General features: G+C 73.5%; 21 protein-coding genes. 18 read left to right on the top strand and 3 right to left on the bottom strand.

Going from position 1 to position 19,546, the window contains the following annotated elements:
- Window positions 1–10: 10 nt before the first annotated feature.
- The 12 genes from ACYVI6_RS05610 (at window position 11) to ACYVI6_RS05555 (ending at window position 9,510) form a co-directional block, all read left to right on the top strand.
- The gene (locus ACYVI6_RS05610) at window positions 11–367 is read left to right on the top strand and encodes an AtpZ/AtpI family protein (protein WP_460445427.1); all 357 of its coding nucleotides are present in this window, start codon (window positions 11–13) and stop codon (window positions 365–367) included.
- A complete protein-coding gene (gene atpB, locus ACYVI6_RS05605) occupies window positions 364–1,158 on the top strand; it encodes a F0F1 ATP synthase subunit A (RefSeq protein WP_460445426.1) in 795 nt (264 codons plus the stop codon). Before ACYVI6_RS05610 ends, atpB begins: the two co-directional genes overlap by 4 nt.
- A 69-nt stretch (window positions 1,159–1,227) precedes the next feature.
- The gene (atpE, locus tag ACYVI6_RS05600; RefSeq protein ID WP_284290238.1) at window positions 1,228–1,434 is read left to right on the top strand and encodes an ATP synthase F0 subunit C; all 207 of its coding nucleotides are present in this window, start codon (window positions 1,228–1,230) and stop codon (window positions 1,432–1,434) included.
- A 41-nt stretch (window positions 1,435–1,475) separates the two neighbouring features.
- Complete coding sequence (locus tag ACYVI6_RS05595; protein WP_460445425.1) at window positions 1,476–2,096, top strand: F0F1 ATP synthase subunit B; 621 nt, start codon at window positions 1,476–1,478, stop codon at window positions 2,094–2,096.
- Entirely contained in the window at window positions 2,096–2,911 is an 816-nt protein-coding gene (locus ACYVI6_RS05590; protein WP_460445424.1) for a F0F1 ATP synthase subunit delta, read from the top strand. The genes ACYVI6_RS05595 and ACYVI6_RS05590 overlap by 1 nt, the downstream gene beginning before the upstream one ends.
- Window positions 2,912–2,972: 61 nt before the next feature.
- Window positions 2,973–4,607 carry a F0F1 ATP synthase subunit alpha gene (atpA, locus tag ACYVI6_RS05585; protein ID WP_460445423.1) on the top strand — a complete coding sequence of 545 codons (1,635 nt, stop codon included), beginning with the start codon at window positions 2,973–2,975 and terminating at the stop codon, window positions 4,605–4,607.
- A gap of 1 nt (window position 4,608) precedes the next feature.
- The gene (locus ACYVI6_RS05580; protein WP_460445422.1) at window positions 4,609–5,517 is read left to right on the top strand and encodes a F0F1 ATP synthase subunit gamma; all 909 of its coding nucleotides are present in this window, start codon (window positions 4,609–4,611) and stop codon (window positions 5,515–5,517) included.
- Between the two features lie 13 nt (window positions 5,518–5,530).
- A complete protein-coding gene (gene atpD, locus ACYVI6_RS05575; RefSeq protein ID WP_460445421.1) occupies window positions 5,531–6,985 on the top strand; it encodes a F0F1 ATP synthase subunit beta in 1,455 nt (484 codons plus the stop codon).
- A 112-nt stretch (window positions 6,986–7,097) separates the two neighbouring features.
- Window positions 7,098–7,529, top strand: a complete 432-nt coding sequence (locus ACYVI6_RS05570; RefSeq protein ID WP_460445420.1) for an ArsR/SmtB family transcription factor — start codon at window positions 7,098–7,100, stop codon at window positions 7,527–7,529.
- Window positions 7,519–8,649 carry an SRPBCC domain-containing protein gene (locus ACYVI6_RS05565; RefSeq protein ID WP_460445419.1) on the top strand — a complete coding sequence of 377 codons (1,131 nt, stop codon included), beginning with the start codon at window positions 7,519–7,521 and terminating at the stop codon, window positions 8,647–8,649. Before ACYVI6_RS05570 ends, ACYVI6_RS05565 begins: the two co-directional genes overlap by 11 nt.
- 136 nt (window positions 8,650–8,785) lie before the next feature.
- The gene (locus ACYVI6_RS05560; RefSeq protein ID WP_460445418.1) at window positions 8,786–9,055 is read left to right on the top strand and encodes a F0F1 ATP synthase subunit epsilon; all 270 of its coding nucleotides are present in this window, start codon (window positions 8,786–8,788) and stop codon (window positions 9,053–9,055) included.
- Between the two features lie 8 nt (window positions 9,056–9,063).
- Window positions 9,064–9,510 (top strand): DUF2550 domain-containing protein, encoded by a 447-nt coding sequence (locus tag ACYVI6_RS05555; RefSeq protein ID WP_460445417.1) that lies wholly within the window; start codon window positions 9,064–9,066, stop codon window positions 9,508–9,510.
- Window positions 9,511–9,519: 9 nt separating this feature from the next.
- On the opposite strand, the gene ACYVI6_RS05550 is transcribed toward ACYVI6_RS05555, so the two are convergent.
- Window positions 9,520–10,137, bottom strand: a complete 618-nt coding sequence (locus tag ACYVI6_RS05550; protein WP_460445416.1) for a cob(I)yrinic acid a,c-diamide adenosyltransferase — start codon at window positions 10,135–10,137, stop codon at window positions 9,520–9,522.
- Between the two features lie 23 nt (window positions 10,138–10,160).
- Here ACYVI6_RS05550 and murA point away from each other — a divergent pair, with 23 nt between their 5' ends.
- Window positions 10,161–11,447 (top strand): UDP-N-acetylglucosamine 1-carboxyvinyltransferase, encoded by a 1,287-nt coding sequence (gene murA / locus ACYVI6_RS05545; RefSeq protein WP_460445415.1) that lies wholly within the window; start codon window positions 10,161–10,163, stop codon window positions 11,445–11,447.
- Here the strand turns inward: murA and ACYVI6_RS05540 are convergent.
- A complete protein-coding gene (locus tag ACYVI6_RS05540; protein ID WP_460445414.1) occupies window positions 11,444–11,773 on the bottom strand; it encodes a hypothetical protein in 330 nt (109 codons plus the stop codon). The genes murA and ACYVI6_RS05540 overlap by 4 nt on opposite strands.
- Before the next feature lie 79 nt (window positions 11,774–11,852).
- Between ACYVI6_RS05540 and ACYVI6_RS05535 the strand changes: the two genes are divergently transcribed.
- The 5 genes from ACYVI6_RS05535 to ACYVI6_RS05515 are packed head-to-tail and all read left to right on the top strand — an operon-like array spanning window position 11,853 to window position 18,388.
- Complete coding sequence (locus ACYVI6_RS05535; protein ID WP_460445413.1) at window positions 11,853–12,710, top strand: 3-hydroxyacyl-CoA dehydrogenase family protein; 858 nt, start codon at window positions 11,853–11,855, stop codon at window positions 12,708–12,710.
- Between the two features lie 47 nt (window positions 12,711–12,757).
- Complete coding sequence (locus ACYVI6_RS05530; RefSeq protein ID WP_460445412.1) at window positions 12,758–14,632, top strand: cation:proton antiporter domain-containing protein; 1,875 nt, start codon at window positions 12,758–12,760, stop codon at window positions 14,630–14,632.
- On the top strand, window positions 14,629–15,474 hold the full coding sequence (locus tag ACYVI6_RS05525) for a GNAT family N-acetyltransferase (protein ID WP_460445411.1): 846 nt from the start codon (window positions 14,629–14,631) through the stop codon (window positions 15,472–15,474). The genes ACYVI6_RS05530 and ACYVI6_RS05525 overlap by 4 nt, the downstream gene beginning before the upstream one ends.
- 27 nt (window positions 15,475–15,501) lie before the next feature.
- The gene (locus ACYVI6_RS05520) at window positions 15,502–16,830 is read left to right on the top strand and encodes a GNAT family N-acetyltransferase (RefSeq protein WP_460445410.1); all 1,329 of its coding nucleotides are present in this window, start codon (window positions 15,502–15,504) and stop codon (window positions 16,828–16,830) included.
- Between the two features lie 28 nt (window positions 16,831–16,858).
- The gene (locus ACYVI6_RS05515; RefSeq protein ID WP_460445409.1) at window positions 16,859–18,388 is read left to right on the top strand and encodes a cryptochrome/photolyase family protein; all 1,530 of its coding nucleotides are present in this window, start codon (window positions 16,859–16,861) and stop codon (window positions 18,386–18,388) included.
- A gap of 165 nt (window positions 18,389–18,553) precedes the next feature.
- On the opposite strand, the gene ACYVI6_RS05510 is transcribed toward ACYVI6_RS05515, so the two are convergent.
- The gene (locus ACYVI6_RS05510; protein WP_460445408.1) at window positions 18,554–19,543 is read right to left on the bottom strand and encodes a lactonase family protein; all 990 of its coding nucleotides are present in this window, start codon (window positions 19,541–19,543) and stop codon (window positions 18,554–18,556) included.
- Window positions 19,544–19,546: the final 3 nt, after the last annotated feature.

Below are 19,546 nucleotides of genomic sequence, written 5' to 3'. Positions count from 1 at the left end.
CAGGCGCGACATGACCGAGCGCTCCGCCGCATCGCAGCGACGGGTCGACAGCTGGCGCACGAGCGACCAGGGCTACAACGCCCTGGCGTACCTGCTGGCGGGCCCGCTGCTGTACGGCGGGCTGGGCTGGGTCGCCGACCACTTCCTGGGCACGGGCTTCCTGCTGCCCGTCGGGCTGGTGGCCGGCATGGGCCTGGCGGTCTACACCGTCTGGCTCCGGTACGGTACGCACGCAGACCGGTCGCCGGGCGCCGAGCAGGCAGCCCCGACCGACCGCCCCACCGCGTCGCCCACGGCCCCGGCCGCGACGCGCACGGGCACCACGCACGACTCGACCATCGCACCGTCCGGTGAGGAGCAGCTGTGAGCAGCATCGGGACCCTGGTGGTCGCCGCCGACGAGCAGTACGTCGCACCCTCGACGGCCGACTTCTGGCAGCCCCTGTTCGGCCACGGCGCGCTCGCCGTCACCCGCGGCTCGATCGTGCTGGTGCTCTCGGCCGCGCTGATCGCCTGGCTGCTGGTGGCCGGCACCAAGAAGCTCGCCGTCGTGCCCAGCCGCAAGCAGCTCGCGGTCGAGGGCGCCTACGGCCTGGTGCGCAACAGCGTGGCGCGCGACGTCATCGGGTCGAAGGAGTTCCTGAAGTACGTCCCGCTGCTGTTCTCGATGTTCTGCCTGATCCTGGTGAACAACCTCTTCGGCATCATCCCGCCGGTGCAGTTCCCGACGATGAGCCGCATCGCGTTCCCCGCGGTCCTCGCGATCATCGTCTGGGTCGTCTTCCACGTGATCGGCATCCGCCGCAAGGGCTTCGGTGGCTACTTCAAGTCGCTGGTGCCCGGCGGCCTCCCGGCCGGGATGGTCCCGCCGATCTTCCTGCTCGAGCTGATCACCGACCTGTTCACCCGGCCGGTCACGCTCGCGCTGCGACTGTTCGGCAACATGTTCGCCGGCCACCTGCTGCTGGTGCTGTTCATCACCGGCGGCGAGTACATGCTGATCCACGGCGGCATCGGGCTGAAGGTGACCGGCGTCGTGTCCTTCGTCATGGCCTTCGTGATGACGCTCTTCGAGCTGCTGGTCGAGTTCCTGCAGGCCTACATCTTCACGCTGCTCGCAGCCCTCTACATCGCCGGCGCCCTCGCCGACGAGCACTGACCGCACGCCCGCACCGCACGAACGCGGGGGCGACCGCCCACCGCGACGAACGAGAAGGAAGAGATCGACATGGAAGGCAACATCGCGATCCTCGGCTACGGCCTCTCGGCCATCGGCCCCGGCATCGGCGTCGGCCTGATCTTCGCCGCGTACATCAACGGCGTCGCGCGCCAGCCCGAGGCCCGCGGCATGCTCCAGCCGATCGCGTTCCTCGGCTTCGCGCTCGCCGAGGCGCTGGCCATCTTCGGTCTGGCGCTCGCGTTCGTCTTCCGCTGACAGACCACGCCCAGACCGCACCGAACTGACAGGAGAGAGTCGTGCACCTCACGACGCGGATCCTCGCGGCGGCCGAAGAAGGCCAGGCCACGGGCTGGGGCAGCAAGGCCCCGATCATCCCGCACCCGGGCGAGCTGATCTTCGGCATCATCGCGATCGCGATCCTCTACTTCGTGGTGAAGTCGAAGGTCGTCCCGCGCCTCGAGGCCATGTACGCCGAGCGCACTGCTGCCATCGAGGGGCAGATCGAGCAGGCTGACAAGGCGCAGGCCGAGGCCCAGCAGGCGCTCGAGCAGTACCGCGCGCAGCTGGCCGAGTCCCGCGAGGAGGCGAGCCGCATCCGCGAGGAGGCGCGCGCCGAGGGTGCGCAGATCCTGGCCGAGCTGCGGGAGAAGGCGCAGTCCGACTCGGCGCGGCTGATCGAGCAGGCCCACACGCAGATCGCCGCCGAGCGCCAGCAGGCGCTGGTGACGCTGCGGGCCGAGGTCGGCACGCTGGCCACCCAGCTCGCGTCGAAGGTCGTCGGCGAGTCGCTCGAGGACGAGGCGCGTCAGCGTCGCACCGTCGAGCGGTTCCTCGCCGAGCTCGAGGCGGGCGAGGTCGAGGTCCAGCGACCGGCTGCCGCCGGCAGCACCGCCGTGGGCGTCGGCGGGGACGCCTGATGCAGGGAGCCAGCCGTGGCTCGCTCGCCTCGGCCCGGGAGCGCCTCCGGGCGCTCCTGGCCGGGACGGGCAGCGACCACGCGGCCGTCGCCGACGGGCTGTTCGCCGTCGCCGACCTGCTCGACGCCAACGTCTCGCTCCGGCGGGCGCTGACCGACCCGTCGTCCGAGGGCGAGCAGAAGGCGTCGATCGTGCAGCGGCTGCTGTCGGGCAAGGTGCCGTCCGAGGTCGTCGACCTCGTGGCGGGGCTGGTGCGCGACCGCTGGGCGCGCACCCGCGACCTGCCTGACGCCATCGACACCCTGGGCGCCGACACGGTGCTCTCGGACGCCGAGGCGACCGGCCGGCTCGACGCCGTCGAGGACGAGCTGTTCCGCTTCCGCCGCACGGTGACCGGTGACGGCGAGCTCGGCTCGGTGTTCTCCGACCGCCGCGTCGGCGGCGACCGCAAGGCCGAGCTGGTCACCCGGCTCCTCGAGGGCAAGGTGGCGCCGCAGACGCTGCGCCTCGTGCGTCAGGCCGTGCTCTCGCCCCGCGGGCAGCGGTTCGACCTCGTGCTCGAGCAGTACGGCGAGCTGGCGGCCGAGCGGCGCGAGCAGCTCGTCGCCCGGGTGATCGTCCCGATCCCGCTGGAGGAGGCGCACCGCGAGCGGCTCGCCGCCGCGCTCCGCCGGCAGTTCGGCAAGCCGGTCCAGCTGCAGGTCGACGTCGACCCCGCCGTCGTCGGCGGCGTCCGGGTCGAGATCGGCGACCAGGTGCTCGACGGCACCGTCCAGCGCAGGCTGGACGACGTGCGGCAGCGCTTCACCCGCTGACCGCCTGCACCATCACAGACTCAGTTCACGCACGACGACAGCGAAGAGAAGGCAGGAAGCCATGACGGAGCTCACGATCCGTCCGGACGAGATCCGGGCCGCACTGGACAGCTTCGTGCAGTCCTACGAGCCGGGTGCCGCCACGCGCGAGGAGGTCGGCCGCGTCGCCGAGGCCGGCGACGGCATCGCCCGCGTCGAGGGCCTGCCCTCGGTCATGGCGAACGAGCTGCTCCGCTTCGAGGACGGCACGCTGGGCCTCGCGCTCAACCTCGACGTCCGCGAGATCGGCGTCGTCGTGCTCGGCGAGTTCGCCGGCATCGACGAGGACCAGGAGGTGCACCGCACCGGCGAGATCCTCTCCGTGCCGGTCGGCGACAACTTCCTCGGCCGCGTGGTCGACCCGCTCGGCACCCCGATCGACGGCCTCGGCGAGATCGAGAGCACCGAGCGCCGCGCGCTCGAGCTGCAGGCCCCCTCGGTGGTCATGCGCAAGTCGGTGCACGAGCCGCTGCAGACCGGCATCAAGGCCATCGACGCCATGACGCCGATCGGCCGCGGTCAGCGCCAGCTGATCATCGGCGACCGCCAGACCGGCAAGAGCGCGGTCGCGATCGACACGATCATCAACCAGAAGCAGTTCTGGGAGACCGGCGACCCGAAGCAGCAGGTGCGCTGCATCTACGTCGCGATCGGCCAGAAGGGCTCGACGATCGCCGGCATCCGCGGCGCACTCGAGGAGGCCGGCGCGCTCGAGTACACGACCATCGTCGCCTCCCCGGCGTCCGACCCGGCCGGCTTCAAGTACCTCGCGCCCTACACCGGCTCGGCCATCGGCCAGCACTGGATGTACGAGGGCAAGCACGTCCTCATCGTGTTCGACGACCTGAGCAAGCAGGCCGAGGCCTACCGCGCCGTGTCGCTGCTGCTGCGCCGTCCGCCGGGCCGCGAGGCCTACCCGGGCGACGTCTTCTACCTGCACTCGCGGCTGCTCGAGCGCTGCGCGAAGCTCAGCGACGAGCTGGGCGGTGGCTCGATGACCGGCCTGCCGCTCATCGAGACGAAGGCCAACGACGTCTCGGCCTACATCCCGACGAACGTCATCTCGATCACCGACGGGCAGATCTTCCTCGAGTCCGACCTGTTCAACGCCAACCAGCGCCCGGCGGTCAACGTCGGCGTCTCGGTGTCGCGGGTCGGCGGCGCGGCGCAGACCAAGGCGATGAAGGCGGTCTCCGGCCGACTGAAGATCGACCTGGCGCAGTACCGCGCGCTGGAGGCGTTCGCGCTGTTCGCGTCCGACCTCGACGCCGCCTCGCGCCAGCAGCTGTCCCGCGGTCAGCGCCTCATGGAGCTGCTCAAGCAGGGTCAGTACTCGCCGTACCCCGTCGAGGACCAGGTCGTCTCGGTGTGGCTGGGCACCACCGGCCAGCTCGACGACATCGCCGTCGAGGACGTCCGCAAGTTCGAGCGCGACCTGCTCGACCACCTGCGCCGCAACAGCGACGTGCTGACGACGATCCGCGAGACCGGCAAGTTCGAGGACAGCACCGCCGACAAGCTGAAGTCCGAGACGGACGCCTTCAAGCGCACGTTCCAGACCAGCGACCAGGCGCGCGTCGAGGCCGGTCACGAGGAGGCGGCCGCCCTGGACGCCGGGGACGTCGACCAGGAGCAGATCGTCCGGCAGAAGCGCTGACATGGGCGCGCAGCAGCGGGTCTACCGCAACCGGATCGGCTCGACGACGGCGCTGAAGAAGATCTTCAGCGCGCAGGAGCTCATCGCCACCTCGCGCATCAGCAAGGCGCGAGCGGCGGTGGCGGCGTCGTCGCCGTACGCCCGGGCGATCACCCGGGCGGTCTCGGCCGTGGCCACCTTCTCGCACACCGAGCACCCGCTCATCACCGAGAAGAGCGACGTCAAGCGCGCTGCCGTCCTGATCGTCACCAGCGACCGGGGCATGGCCGGGGCGTACTCCGCCAACGCGCTGCGCGCCGGCGAGCGGCTCACCGAGCACCTGCGCGAGCGCGGCGTCGAGGCGGTGCCGTACGTCGTGGGCCGCAAGGGCGTCGCCTTCTACCGGTTCCGCCGGCGCGACATCGAGCAGGAGTGGACCGGCTTCAGCGAGGCGCCGCAGTACAGCGACGCGAAGGCGGTCGGCGACGTGCTCGTCGACGCGTTCCTGAAGGGGTCCGAGGGTGGCGGCGTCGACGAGATCCACGTGGTCTACACGCGGTTCGTCAACATGGTCACCCAGGAGCCGGACGTCATCCGGCTGCTGCCGCTCGAGGTCGTGGAGGGCGAGGAGAAGCCCGCCGCCGACGACGTGCTGCCGCTGTACGAGTTCGAGCCGAACGCCGAGTCGGTGTTCGACGCGCTGCTGCCGCGCTACATCGGCAGCCGCATCTTCAACTGCTTCCTGCAGGCAGCCGCCAGCGAGCACGCCGCCCGCCAGCGCCAGATGAAGGCCGCGGCCGACAACGCCGAGGACCTCATCCGCCTGTACACCCGGCTGGCCAACCAGGCCCGTCAGGCAGAGATCACCCAGGAGATCAGCGAGATCGTCGGCGGAGCCGACGCGCTGGCCTCCGCCGGAGCCGAGAGCTGAGAGAAGGAACGCCATGACCGCCACCACGACCGAGGCGCCCGCCACGGGCACCCACGGCACCGGCCGGATCGCCCGGGTGATCGGCCCCGTCGTCGACATCGAGTTCCCGGCCGGCCAGCTGCCCGACATCTACAACGCGCTCGAGATCGACTACGAGCTCCAGGGCGAGCAGCTCACCCTCGTGCTCGAGGTCGCGCTGCACATCGGCGACAACATGGTGCGCGCCATCGCCATGAAGCCGACCGACGGCCTCGTGCGCGGCGCGTCCGTGCGCAACACCGGCGAGGGCATCTCGGTGCCGGTCGGCGACCAGACGCTCGGGCACGTGTTCAACGCGACCGGCCAGGTGCTGAACCTCGAGCCCGACGAGAAGTGGGAGGTCACCGAGCGGTGGCCGATCCACCGCAAGGCGCCGGCCTTCGACCAGCTCGAGTCGAAGACCGAGATGTTCCAGACCGGCATCAAGGTCATCGACCTGCTCACCCCGTACGTGCAGGGCGGCAAGATCGGCCTGTTCGGCGGTGCGGGCGTCGGCAAGACCGTCCTCATCCAGGAGATGATCGCCCGCGTCGCCCGCGACCACGGTGGCGTGTCGGTGTTCGCCGGCGTCGGCGAGCGCACCCGCGAGGGCAACGACCTCATCGCGGAGATGGACGAGGCCGGCGTGCTCGGCCAGACCGCGCTGGTCTTCGGCCAGATGGACGAGCCGCCGGGCACCCGGCTGCGCGTGGCGCTCTCGGCGCTGACGATGGCGGAGTACTTCCGCGACGTGCAGAACCAGGACGTGCTGCTGTTCATCGACAACATCTTCCGGTTCACGCAGGCCGGTTCCGAGGTGTCGACGCTGCTCGGCCGCATGCCGTCCGCCGTGGGCTACCAGCCCACGCTGGCCGACGAGATGGGCGTGCTGCAGGAGCGCATCACCTCGACCCGCGGTCACTCGATCACCTCGCTGCAGGCGATCTACGTGCCGGCCGACGACTACACCGACCCGGCGCCGGCGACCACGTTCGCGCACCTCGACGCCACGACGGAGCTGTCGCGCGACATCGCCTCGCTCGGCATCTACCCGGCGGTCGACCCGCTGACGTCGACCAGCCGCATCCTCGACCCGCGGTACATCTCGCAGGCGCACTACGACACCGCGGTCCGCGTGAAGCAGATCCTGCAGCGCAACAAGGAGCTGCAGGACATCATCGCGATCCTCGGCATCGACGAGCTGTCGGAGGAGGACAAGACGCTCGTGAACCGCGCGCGTCGCATCCAGCGCTTCCTCTCGCAGAACACCTACGTCGCCAAGCAGTTCACCGGCATCGAGGGCTCGACCGTGCCGGTCGACGAGACGATCGACGCCTTCACGAAGATCTGCGACGGCGACTACGACCACGTCGCCGAGCAGGCGTTCTTCATGTGCGGTGGTCTCGACGACGTCGAGGCGAACTGGGAGCGCATCCAGAAGTCGCTCTGATCCTGCACGCACCGGAGCCCGGTCGACCCCAGCGGTCGGCCGGGCTCCTGCGTTCCCGGACCTGCATGCATCATGCTGGACGCATATAACGTTGTGCTGATATACAAGTCTCGTGGACGTGTTCGAGGCGGTGAGCGACCCTGGCCGGCGGATGGTGCTCGAGCTGCTGGCTGCCGGGGAGCGCCCGGCCGGTGACGCCGTGGCGCTGCTGGGAGAGCGGCTCGGTCTGAGCCAGCCGGCGGTCTCGCGGCACCTGCGGGTGCTGCGCGAGACCGGGCTGGTGACGACGAGGACCGATGGCGCCCGCCGGGTCTACGCCCTGGTGCCGGGCGCGCTCGACGGGGTGCGGGGCTGGCTCGACGCGGTCACGCAGCCGGACCACGGCGCCTGGGAGCAGCGGCTCGACGCGCTGGAGACCGAGGTCGCCCGGCGTCGACGGAGCAGCGGTGCGCGCACCGGTGCCGGTGGCGGCGCTGGCGGCCGTGCCGGCGGCGGCGACCGCGCCGGGCGTGCACGAGCGGACCGGGCGGTGGGTGGTGCCTGAGCTGTGGCGCGCGGGCCGGGCCACCGGGGTGCGGCTCGAGCGGCGGTTCGCCGCCACGCCGACGGAGCTCTGGGCGTGCGTGGCCGACGGCGCGGCGATCGGCCGGTGGCTGGGCGCCGACCCCGGGGACGTCGAGGTGCTGCGGGCCGAACCGCCCTCGCTGGTCGAGGCGCTGTGGGCGCAGGGCGCGCTGACCTGCGTGCTGCACCTGCGCGTGCTGGCAGACGGCGGCGGGTCGCGTCTGCAGGTCGAGCAGCTCGTCGTGCCGGACGCGCGCGCCGCGGCGCTGCGGTGGCAGGCGGCCCTCGACCGGCTGGACCGTGCGTCGTCGGCGGCCGCCTGCCCCGTGCGCGAGGTCGCGCCGAGCGACGCGCAGCAGGCCGGTCGGCACCGTGCCGGCCCGCGCGACGACGACCCGACGGCGACCGGTGCCGACGTCCACGGCGGCGGGTCGACGGCGGCGCCGCACGCGGACTGGTGGGCCCGACCGGCCCGCCCGGACGAGCGGTTCGGCCTCGTCCACGGCGACCTGGTGTCGATCGAGCGACGCGTCCCGGCGGCGCCGCTGCTGGTGTGGCGGGCGCTGACCACCGCCGACGGGCTGGCCGGGTGGTTCGGCGTCGTCACCGGCCGGCTGCGGGACGGTGGCCGCTGGCAGGTCGCCTACGACGACGGTCACGCGCACGGCGCCGTGCGCCGGTGTCGCCCGGGCGAGCTGCTCGAGACGACGTACGGCTTCGGACCGCTCATCGGTCCGGACGACGCGGACGACGCGGCCGACGGCGACGACCTCGGCGAGGACCTCGGCGACCGGGACGACCCGGACGACGCGCGGTCGCACCAGGTGCGGGTGCAGCTCGCGGCCGACCCCGACGGCAGCGGCGCCACGCTCCTGCGCCTCGAGCACCGGGTGCCGCACGGCACCGGCGACGGCCTGCGGGCGGGGCTGGCCGCGGGCTGGTGGGCGCACCTGCGGGGCCTGGCGGACGCGCTGGCGGGGGAGCCCGGGGCACCGCACTGGGCCGACGACCTCCGCGTCGCGTCGCTCGTGCACCAGGCCGTCGACGACGCGGGGCAACCGACCGGGTCCATCGAGCCGGGGCCCTCGAGCGCCCCGTGAGCCAGGTCGGGTCGCGCCGTCCGGGGCCGGTGCGACAGGCGCTGCGGCGGGTCCGACGCCGGTGTCAGAGGCGGTCCTCCGCACTCCGTGCACCGGGTAGGATCGAACGGACACGCCGTCGACGAAGGGAACCGCCGTGGCGCTAGCCGTGGAGCTCGTGGCCGCCGACCGCCGGGTGTGGGACGGTGACGCCTCGCGCGTCGTGGCCCGCACCACCGACGGCGAGATCGGCATCCTGCCCGGGCACGCCCCGCTGCTCGGGGTGCTCGTCGAGGGCGAGATCCGCATCAGCGGCGAGGGCGCCGACGTCGTCGCGACGATCGACGGCGGGTTCCTCTCCGTCGACCACGACCGGGTCACCATCGTCGCCGAGACGGCTCGGGTCGGCGCCGGCAGCGAGAACTGAGCCGAGCCGTGCACGACCTCCTCGTCCCGCTGGAGGTCGTCGGCGCGCTCGCGCTGCTGCTCGTCCTGGCGATGGCCTTCGTGGCCTCGCGCCGTCGGTGGTTGCGGCACGCGCCCGGCACGTTCGACTGCTCGCTGCGCACCACCACCGAGAGCCAGCTCGGCAAGGGCTGGCAGCTCGGCGTCGCCCGCTACGAGCAGGACCGCATCGCCTGGTACCGCGTGTTCGACGTGTCGCCGCGCCCCCGTCGGGTGCTGCAGCGCCCGACGCTCATGGTGCAGCAGCGGCGGCTGCCGTCCGGGCCCGAGGCCTTCGCGGTGATGCCCGGATCGGTGATCCTGCGATGTCGTGACGACGCCCGGGTCATCGAGCTCGCCATGAGCGACCAGTCCTCCACCGGCTTCGCGTCGTGGCTCGAGGCCGCGCCGCCCGGTCAGAACGTCAGCGTCGCCTGACCCGAGGTCTCACGCCTCGGGCTGGGCCTCGGGCCGGGCCTCGCGCCCGCCGCCGGGCTGCCACAGCACGTCGCCGCCACGGCCGTGGTTCGCGTACCGCCCCAGCACGAACAGCAGGTCCGACAGCCGGTTCAGGTACCGGGCGGTGAGCGGGTTCACGCCGCCGTCCTCGCCGTCGCCGTACGCCGCCAGGGCCGCCCAGGTCGACCGCTCGGCGCGCCGGGCCACGGTGCGCGCCACGTGCAGGTACGCCGACCCGGGGGTGCCGCCGGCCAGCACGAACGAGCGCAGCGTCGGCAGGTCGGCGCCGAACGCGTCGCAGGCCGCCTCCAGCTCGTCGACCCATGCTGCCTGCACTCGCAGCGGCGGGTGCTCGGGGTTCGCGGCGAGCGGCGTGCACAGGTCGGCGCCGACGTCGAAGAGGTCGTTCTGCACCCGCGTCAGCAGGGTGACCACCGACTCCTCGAGCCCGCCGCAGGTGATGGCGACGCCGATCGCGGCACCGGTCTCGTCGACGTCGGCGTAGGCGACCAGCCGCGGGTCGGTCTTCGAGGTGCGGCTGAAGTCGCCCAGCGCGGTCGTGCCGTCGTCGCCGGTGCGGGTGTAGATGCGGGAGAGCACGACCATGGGCGCGACAGTACCGTGGCGGCGTGGAGCGCTTCCGGGTCGTCGGTGGAGGGCCGCTGGTCGGCACGGTGCGGGTGGTCGGGGCGAAGAACAGCGCCCTGAAGCTCATGGCGGCGGCGCTGCTGGCCCCGGGAGCCACCACGTTGTCGTCGGTGCCCGCCATCCTCGACGTGTCGATCATGGCCGAGCTGCTGCGCCGGCTCGGGTGCGACGTCGTGCACGACGTCGAGGGCGGCACGGTGCGCATCGACGTGCCGGAGCGTCCGGGCCACCGCGCGGACTACGAGCTGGTCCGGGCGATGCGCGCGTCGATCAGCGTGCTCGGACCGCTCACCGCCCGGCTGGGCATCGCGGACGTCGCGGTGCCGGGCGGCGACGCGATCGGGTCGCGAGGGCTCGACCTGCACGCCGCCGGGCTGCGCACCCTGGGCGCCACCGTGCACGTCGACCACGGCTACCTCGTGGCCGAGGCGCCGGACGGCCTCGTCGGTGCGCCGGTGCAGCTGGAGTTCCCCTCGGTCGGCGCCACCGAGAACGTGCTGATGGCCTCGGTGCTGGCCCGCGGCACCACGGTCATCGACAACGCGGCGCGCGAGCCGGAGATCGTCGACCTCGCCACCATGCTGGTCGAGATGGGTGCCGAGATCGAGGGTGCCGGCACCTCGACGCTCGTCGTCACCGGCGTCGAGCAGCTGCACCCGGTCGAGCACACCGTCGTCCCAGACCGCATCGCCACCGGCACCTGGGCGTTCGCCGCCGCGATGACGCGCGGCGACGTCACGATCGAGGGCGCCGACCACCGGCACCTGACGTTCGTGCTCGACAAGCTGGCCGGCGCGGGCCTCGACGTCGAGCCGCTGCCCGGCGCGCTGCGGGTGCGCGGCACCGAGCAGCCGACCGCGTTCGACGTGGTGACGCTGCCCTACCCGGGCTTCCCGACCGACCTGCAGCCGTTCGCACTGGTCTACGACGCGGTCGCGAAGGGGTCGGCGATGGTGACCGAGAACCTCTTCGAGGCCCGCTTCCACACCGCGACCGAGGTGGCCCGGCTCGGCGCCGACGTGCGCGTCGACGGTCACCACGCGCTGGTGCGCGGTCGCGAGCGGCTGTCGGCGGCGCCCGTGGTGGGCAGCGACATCCGCGCCGCCGCGGCGCTGGTGCTGGCCGGGCTGGTCGCCGACGGCGTGACGACCGTCGAGGGGGTCGGGCACGTCGACCGCGGCTACCCGCACCTCGACGCGGACCTCCGCGGCCTGGGCGCCGACGTCGTCCGCGAGCCGGTGCCCGAGCTGGTCGAGGGCCTGCTCTAGCCGCGCTGCTGGCGGAGCAGCGCGCGGGCCACCCGGGCGTCGTCGCCGAACACCATCACACGGGGGCCGTCGGTGGTCGGCGCCAGCGTGGCGCGGACGCCGCTGGCGGCCAGCCGCGACCGGATCAGCTCGGCCTCGGCGAACGTCGCGGGCTCGGCCACCGGCACCAGCAGGCCGTACTCGCCCTGGCCGCCGCGCCGGGCCGGGCGCTCGACGACGGAGCGCCCGCGGCGGTAGGTCCAGCGCAGCAGCAGCACCAGCACGCCGACCGCGACGAACGCGATGAGCGGGCCGTACAGGTACGAGTAGCTGCCCCAGGAGGCCACGGCGCCAGTCTGCGCCCAGGGTGCGGTGCCGCGCGACCCGGTGACGCGCGGACGCGTGGACGTCCTAGCATCTGGCGACATGACGCAGACGCAGCGGGTCGTGGTGGTCGGTGCCGGGCTGATGGGCTCGGGCATCGCGCAGGTGAGCGCGGTGGCGGGGCACGACGTCGTGCTGCGCGACGTCACCGACGAGGCGCTGGCCCGCGGTCGCGCCGGCGTCGAGCAGTCGCTGAACCGGTTCGTCGCCAAGGACCGGATCAGCCGGGACGACGCCGACGCCGCGCTGGCCCGGATCACCACGACCACCGACCTCGACGTCGTGGCCGAGGCGGACGTCGTCGTGGAGGCGGTGTTCGAGAGCCTCGAGGTGAAGACCGGCGTGTTCACCGAGCTCGACCGGCTGGCCCGGCCCGGTGCCGTGCTGGCCACGAACACCTCGGCCATCCCGATCACCCAGATCGCCGCTGCCACCGCACGGCCCGAGTCGGTGGTCGGCACGCACTTCTTCTCGCCGGTGCCGATGATGCAGCTCTGCGAGCTGGTGCGCGGCTACAAGACCAGCGACGAGACGCTGGCCACTGCCCGCGCGTTCGCCGAGTCGGTCGGCAAGACGGTCGTCGTGGTCAACCGCGACGTGGCCGGCTTCGTGACCACGCGGCTGATCTCGGCGCTGGTCGTGGAGGCCGTCAAGCTGCTGGAGTCGGGCGTGGCGACCGCCGAGGACATCGACACCGCCTGCCGGCTCGGCTTCGGGCATCCCATGGGGCCGCTGCAGACCGCCGACCTGACCGGCGTCGACATCCTGCGCAACGCCAGTCGCAACATCTACACCGAGACGCAGGACGAGAAGTTCGCGCCGCCGGAGACGCTGAACCGGATGGTCACGGCCGGCGACATCGGGCGCAAGAGCGGCCGGGGCTTCTACCCCTACGACTGAGCCGGGTCGGGGTCGGCACCCGCGGCCGACCTGGGGGAGGATGGGGTGTGCACGTCGCCCTCGGCCTGGTGGCCGTCGTCCTGACCGTCGTGGTCTTCGCCGGACTCGCGAACCGCTTCAACGTCTCCGCCCCGCTCGTCCTGGTCGTCGTCGGTGTGATCGGCGCCGCGCTGCCGTTCGTGCCCGAGGTGCGCCTCGAGCCGGAGGTGGTGCTCGTCGGCCTGCTGCCGCCGCTGCTCTACGCGACGGCGATCCGCACCTCGCTGGTCGACTTCAGCGCCAACCGGTCGGCCATCCTGATCCTGTCGGTGGGCGCGACGACGTTCACCGCGCTGGTCGTCGGGTTCGTCGCGGTGCTGGTCGTGCCGTCGCCGTTCTCCTTCGCCGCCGGGTTCGCGCTGGGTGCCGTCGTCGCCCCGCCGGACGCCGTCGCCGCGACCGCCGTGGCCCGCCGGGTGGGTATGCCGCGCCGCATCGTGTCGATCCTCGAGGGCGAGAGCCTGGTGAACGACGCCACCGCGCTGGTGCTGCTGAACACCGCCGGGGCGGCGATCATCACCGCCGAGATCAGCGGCTGGGAGGTCGGCGAGGACTTCGCCCGTGCCGCGATCGGCGGGGTGCTGGCCGGTGCGCTGGCGGCCCTGGTCATCTCGCGGGTGCGCCGCCGGGTGAGCGACACGGCGATCGACACCACGCTCTCGTTCGTGTCGCCGTTCGCGGCGTACCTGATCGCCGAGGCGCCGCTCGTGCACGGCTCCGGCGTGCTCGCGGTGGTGGTGTGCGGGCTGCTGCAGAGCCACAACTCGCACCGCCTGCAGTCGGGGGCGGCGCGGCTCGCCGAGTCGAGCAACTGGCGCACCGTGCAGTTCGTGCTCGAGAACGCGGTGTTCCTGCTCATCGGCCTGCAGCTGACGTACGTCGTCCGCGAGGCCCGGCGCGACCTCAGCACCGGCCGGCTGATCTGGGTCTGCGTGGCCGTGCTCGTCGTCGTGCTGCTCTCTCGCGTGGTCTACGTCGCGGTCACCTATCTGATCCGGCGCAGCATGTCGCGGCTCATCAGCGACGACTGGACGTGGCGCTCGTCGCTGCTGGTGGGCTGGGCGGGCATGCGGGGTGTGGTGACGCTGGCCGCCGCCTTCGCGCTGCCGCAGGAGACGCCGCACCGCGGCACCCTGCTGCTCGTCGCGTTCGCCGTCGTGATCGGCACGCTGGGCCTGCAGGGCGCGACCCTGCCGCTCGTCGCGAAGTGGGTCGGGCTGCCCGGCCCCGACCCCGCCGAGGACGCGCTCGCCGAGGCCGCGCTGCTGCAGGAGGTCGCCGCCGCCGGTCAGAAGCGGCTCACCGACGAGGCGACCGACGACGACCCCGACCGCATCGTCGAGCAGCTGCGAAAGCAGTCGAAGAAGCGGGCCGACCGGGCGTGGGAGCGGCTGGGTCGCTCGCACGACGAGTACGAGCCGCCGACCGCCGCCTACCTGCGGCTTCGCCTGCGGATGCTGGAGGCCGAGCGGGAGGCCGTCATCTCGGCCCGCGACGCCGGCCGCTACGACGACGAGGTGCTGCGCGCGGTCACGGCCAACCTCGACGTCGAGGAGTCGCTGCTCGACCGCACCGCGCTGCGCGGCGAACGCAAGGCCGCCGAGCTGGCCCCCGCCCGCTCGCAGCAGGGGTGCGAGCACCTGCTCGAGGCGCCGACGCTGGTGCGGCCGCTGACGCCGGACGGCTGCGAGGAGTGCCTGCGCGACGGCGACGAGTGGGTGCACCTGCGGCTGTGCCTGACCTGCGGGCACGTCGGGTGCTGCGACTCGTCGCAGAACAAGCACGCGGGCAAGCACTTCCACGCCACGGAGCACCCGGTGATGCGATCCTTCGAGCCGCACGAGCACTGGCGCTGGTGCTACGTCGACGAGCAGCTGGGGTGAGCACGGTGCACGAGGAGCTGACGCGGATCGAGCGGTTCCTCGACGCGGTGCCGCGCACCGGCACGCGGGTCGAGGAGCACGGCACGATGCGGCTGTTCGTGCGCACCGACGCGCCCTGGCCCTATTACGCCCGGCCCGCGAGCACGGACGGCGTGCCGCCCGAGGTCGCGGTGGCCGACGTCGAGCGGGTGCTGGCACGTCAGCGAGAGCTCGACCAGCCGCGCCAGCTGGAGTGGGTCGACGACCTGTGCCCGTCGCTGACCGTGGCGGCGCGCTCCCTGAGGCTCGAGCTCGAGCTGTGCCCGCTCATGGTGCTGCGCGGCGACCCGCGTCCGGTGCCCGACGGCGTCGGCACCCGGGTGCTCGACCCGGACGACGCCGACGTGCCCGCCGCCGAGGTGGTGCCGCACCTGGCGTTCGGCGCCGGCATCGGCACGGCGGTCGGTGACTCGGGGGTGGACGCGCGCGACGAGGCGGTGCTGGCGCTCGACCCCGAGCGGGAGCAGGGGCTGCGCGACCGCCTCCGCTCCGGGGCCGCCGTCCGCGCCGTCGCCTGGATCGAGGACGTGGAGGTCGCCGAGATCGCCGGCCTGCCCGGCGTCCTGGCCGCTGGCGGCCTGCAGCGGGCAGAAGGGGTCGCCGAGGTGGTCGGGGTCGGCACGCTGCCGGCGGCCCGCCGTCGCGGCCTGGCCGCCGGCGTCACGTCGGCGCTGGCCGAGCTGGCGCTCGCCGAGGGCGACGCGGTCGTGATGCTCTCGGCCCAGGACGACGACGTCGCACGGATCTACGCCGGCATCGGGTTCGAGCGGGTCGCCACCAGCGTGATCGCGACCGCGCCCTAGGGGCCGACGCTGTGGCAGGGTGAGCCGGTGGCGGCGACGACGGTGCTGGTGGTGCGGCACGGCCAGAGCGAGGGCAACGTCTCGAACCGGCTCTCGTCGGCCGCACCCGGCACGCCGCTGACCGACCTCGGGCGCGAGCAGGCGGCCCGCACCGGCGCTGCGCTCGCCGACCGCGGCGTGACGGCGGTGTGGGCGAGCCCGCTGCTGCGCGCCCAGCAGACCGCCCGGCTGGTCGCCGACGCGGTCGGGGTGGCCGACGTGGCGACGCTCGACGGCGTGCGCGAGTTCGGCCTCGGCACGCTGGAGGGCGCCGAGTCGGACGAGGCCTGGGCCGAGCTGGACGACGTCTACGTGCGCTGGCGCGACGGGCAGCTCGAGGTCGGCGCGGGCGGTGCGGAGTCGGCGTCCGAGGTGGTGCGGCGGGTGTCCGCCGCGCTCGAGCACGTCGTGGTGACGCACCCTGGTGAGACGGTCGTCGTGGTCAGCCACGGCGGGGCGATGGAGCTCGCGCTGCCGCTGCTCGCCGGAGCCGGCCCGGCGACCCGCAGCCGAGCGGTGGCGAACGCCGCCGTCGTCGAGCTGACCCACGAGCCGGCGTCCGGCTGGCGGCTGGTGTCGTGGCCGGACCTGCCCCCGCTGCCGCAGGATCGCCTCGCGCGCTGGATCGGTCGCGCCGACGCAGCCCGCGGTGCGGTGGGCGGCGCCCGGTGGGAGCGGGTCGGTGGTGCGCTGTGCAGCACGCTGCCGGTCGACCAGCCGTGGGCGACCGTCGCGGCGTACACGGCCGCGGCCGAGCCGCCGGACGCCGGGCAGCTGGGCCAGGCGCTCGGCTGGTGCCGCCGCACGGGTCGCGCCGGGTACCGCGTCGTGGTGCGCGGCGAGCACCTCGACGCCGTGCTGGCGGCGACCGAGGGTGCGCTGCGTCCCGAGCTCGAGCTGCAGGTGCTCGCGACCGAGCACGCGCCGTCCGACCCGGCGCCCGAGGGTCTGCAGCTGGCCGGTGCACGCGACGTCGACGAGTTCGTCGCCGTGTACGGCGAACCGCTGCGGCCGTTGGTGCAGCAGGCGTTCACCGCCCCGGGCAACCGCTTCGTGGTGGCCCGCGACGACGACCGGGCGGTCGGCTGCGCGCGGCTGTGGGACGTCGGGCAGTCGTCGTACGTCTCGGCGGTGACCGTGCTGCCGGGCGAGCGGGGCCGCGGCGTCGGCACGGCGATCAGCGCGCACCTCACGCGGCTCGGCCTCGCCCGCCACCCGCTGACCTGGCTGACCTGCGAGGCGCACCTGGTGCCCATGTACCAGCGGCTGGGCTACGAACGGGTGGGCACCCACGTGCAGCTCGGCCCGACCGCCTGAGCCGACCGCGCCAGCCGGGTCCGCTCCGATGGCTCCGGTGCGGGCGACCGCCGAGACTGAGCCGGTGACCGACCAGGGCCTGACCCGACGCTGGCTGTTCGGCGACCAGCTGGGGCCGCACTTCCTCGACGCGCCCGACCAGCCGGTGCTGCTGGTGGAGTCGCGGCGGGTGTTCGCGCGGCGGCGGTTCCACCGGGCGAAGGCGCACCTGGTGCTGTCGGCGATGCGGCACCGGGCGGCCGAGCTGGGGGGGCAGTGCGCGTACGTGCGGGCCGACACCTACCGCGAGGCGGTCGAGCAGCTCGGTGAGCCGCTGACGGTGTGCCACCCGACGTCGTACGGCGCGCTGCGGCTGGTGAACGACCTGCCGGACGTCGAGGTGCTGCCGGCGCGCGGGTTCGCCACCGCGATGCCGGACTTCCGGCGGTGGGCCGACGGGCTGGGCGGCAAGCGGATGCTGCTGGAGGACTTCTACCGGCGGGCGCGGGTGGCGCACGGCGTGCTGGTCGAGGGCACCGACCCGGTGGGCGGGAAGTGGAACCTCGACCACGACAACCGCGAGCCGCCGCCGAAGGGCGTGACCCGGCTCGACGTCACCGACCCGTGGTGGCCGGAGGAGGACGAGATCGACGCGCAGGTGCGCGAGGACCTCGACCGGTGGGAGCGCGACGGCGACGTGCAGTTCGTCGGTGACGACGGGCCGCGCCGGTTCGCCGCGACGCGAGCCGAGGCGGTGCAGGCGCTGGAGCGGTTCGTGACCGAGCGGCTGCCGGTGTTCGGCCCGCACGAGGACGCGATGCTGCAGGGCGACGACTGGATGGCGCACTCGCTGCTGTCGGCGCCGATGAACCTGGGGCTGCTCGACCCGCTCGAGGTGGTGCAGCGCGCCGAGGAGGGGCACCGGTCGGGCGACGTGCCGCTGGCGTCGGCCGAGGGGTTCGTGCGGCAGGTCATCGGCTGGCGCGACTACGTCTGGCACCTGTACTGGTACACCGGCGAGGAGTACCGGCACCGGAACGCGTTGCAGCACAAGGGGAAGCTGCCGAAGTGGTTCACCGAGCTCGACGACGCGGAGATCGGCGCCGCCTGCCTGTCGGACGTCGTCGGCGACGTGCGCGAGCACGGCTGGACGCACCACATCCCGCGACTGATGGTGCTCGGCAACTACGCGATGCAGCGCGGCTGGGACCCGCTGGCGGTCACCGACTGGTTCCACCGCAGCTTCGTCGACGGCTACGACTGGGTGATGGTGCCGAACGTCGTGGGCATGTCGCAGCACGCCGACGGCGGCCTGATGGCCACCAAGCCCTACGCCGCGGGTGGCGCCTACATCAACAAGATGTCGGACTACTGCCGCGGCTGCCGCTACGACCCGCGCAAGCGGCTCGGCGAGGACGCCTGTCCCTTCACCGCCGGCTACTGGACCTTCATCGACCGGCACCGCGACCGCTTCGCCAAGAACCACCGGATGACGCAGGCCGTGCGCGGGCTCGACCGGCTCTCGGACGTCGCGGCCGTGGTCGAGCAGGAGCAGGCCCGCGGCTCGCGCGCCCCCTGACTGGCCGAGGCAGCAGGTCGCACAGGCACTCGTGGTCGTCGAGCACGGGGGTCTGCGTTCGCCCGGACACGAACATCGTGGCAACGGCGTTCGCCCTGACGGCGGTGGTCGCCACGATGTCGTCGGCCAGGCGGTCGCAGCGCCGGGCCGTCACGCCCGTGGGCGCTAGCCGACGAAGGCCACGCAGGACGCCGACGGCACGTCGAGCGACGCCGCGACGTCACCGGGGACGCCGTCGGGGCCGACGGGGAGCGAGGTCACGGTGCCCGAGTCCTGGTTGGCGGCGAGCAGCCACCGGCCGTCGGGGGTGAGGGCGAGGTGGCGGGGGACGGCGCCGCCCGCGGGGTGGTGGCCGACGACGCGAAGGGCGGAGCCGGCGACCGCGAGGCCGAGGTGCGCGACGACGTCCGGTCCGCGGACCCCGACGTAGGCGTGGTGACCGTCGGCGGAGAAGGCGACCTCGGACGGCGCGCCCCCGACGCCGGTGGGGACGGGACCGCCGACGGTCAGGGCCCCTGATCCCGGCTCGTAGAGGCAGGGCGCGACGGCGCCGCCGAGCTCGAGCGTCAGCAGGGCGGCCCGACCGCCCGGGTGGAAGCTCAGGTGGCGCGGCCCGGAGCCCGGCGGCGCGGCGGCGACCGACACGAACTTCAGCCGACCCTCCACCAGCCGGTACGTGGTGACGGTGTCGGTGCCGAGGTCGCTCACCAGCAGGTGCCGGCCGTCGGGGGAGGCCTGCACCTGGTGCACGTGCGGGGCGTCCTGCCGGTCGGCGTCCGGCCCGGAACCGCTGTGCTGCAGCAGGTGCGTGCGCTCGGTCAGCGCGCCGTCGGCGCCGAGGGCGAAGACCGCGACGGTGCCCGAGGAGTACCCGGCGACCACCACGTGCCCGTCGTGCACCAGCAGGTGGCAGGGGTCGTCGCCGGCGCCCTCGAGCGTCACGACGTCCGAGCCGTCGAGCCGGGCGGACGACACCGTGCCGCCCGCGTGCTCGCCGACGGCGTAGACGCTGCCGTCGTGCAGCGTCACCCAGGAGGGGTCGTCGAACGCGACCGCGCCCGACGCCGTCAGCGCACCCGACGCGAGGTCGAGGTGCGCTCGGACGGCGCCGGGCGAGGTGGTGCCGGTGGTGTACGAGCCGACGAGGAGGTCCACGAC

It is taken from the genome of Angustibacter aerolatus (assembly GCF_054776675.1).
The sequence above is the reverse complement of the archived record's forward strand: the minus strand, read 5'-3'. Positions and strand labels throughout refer to the sequence as shown.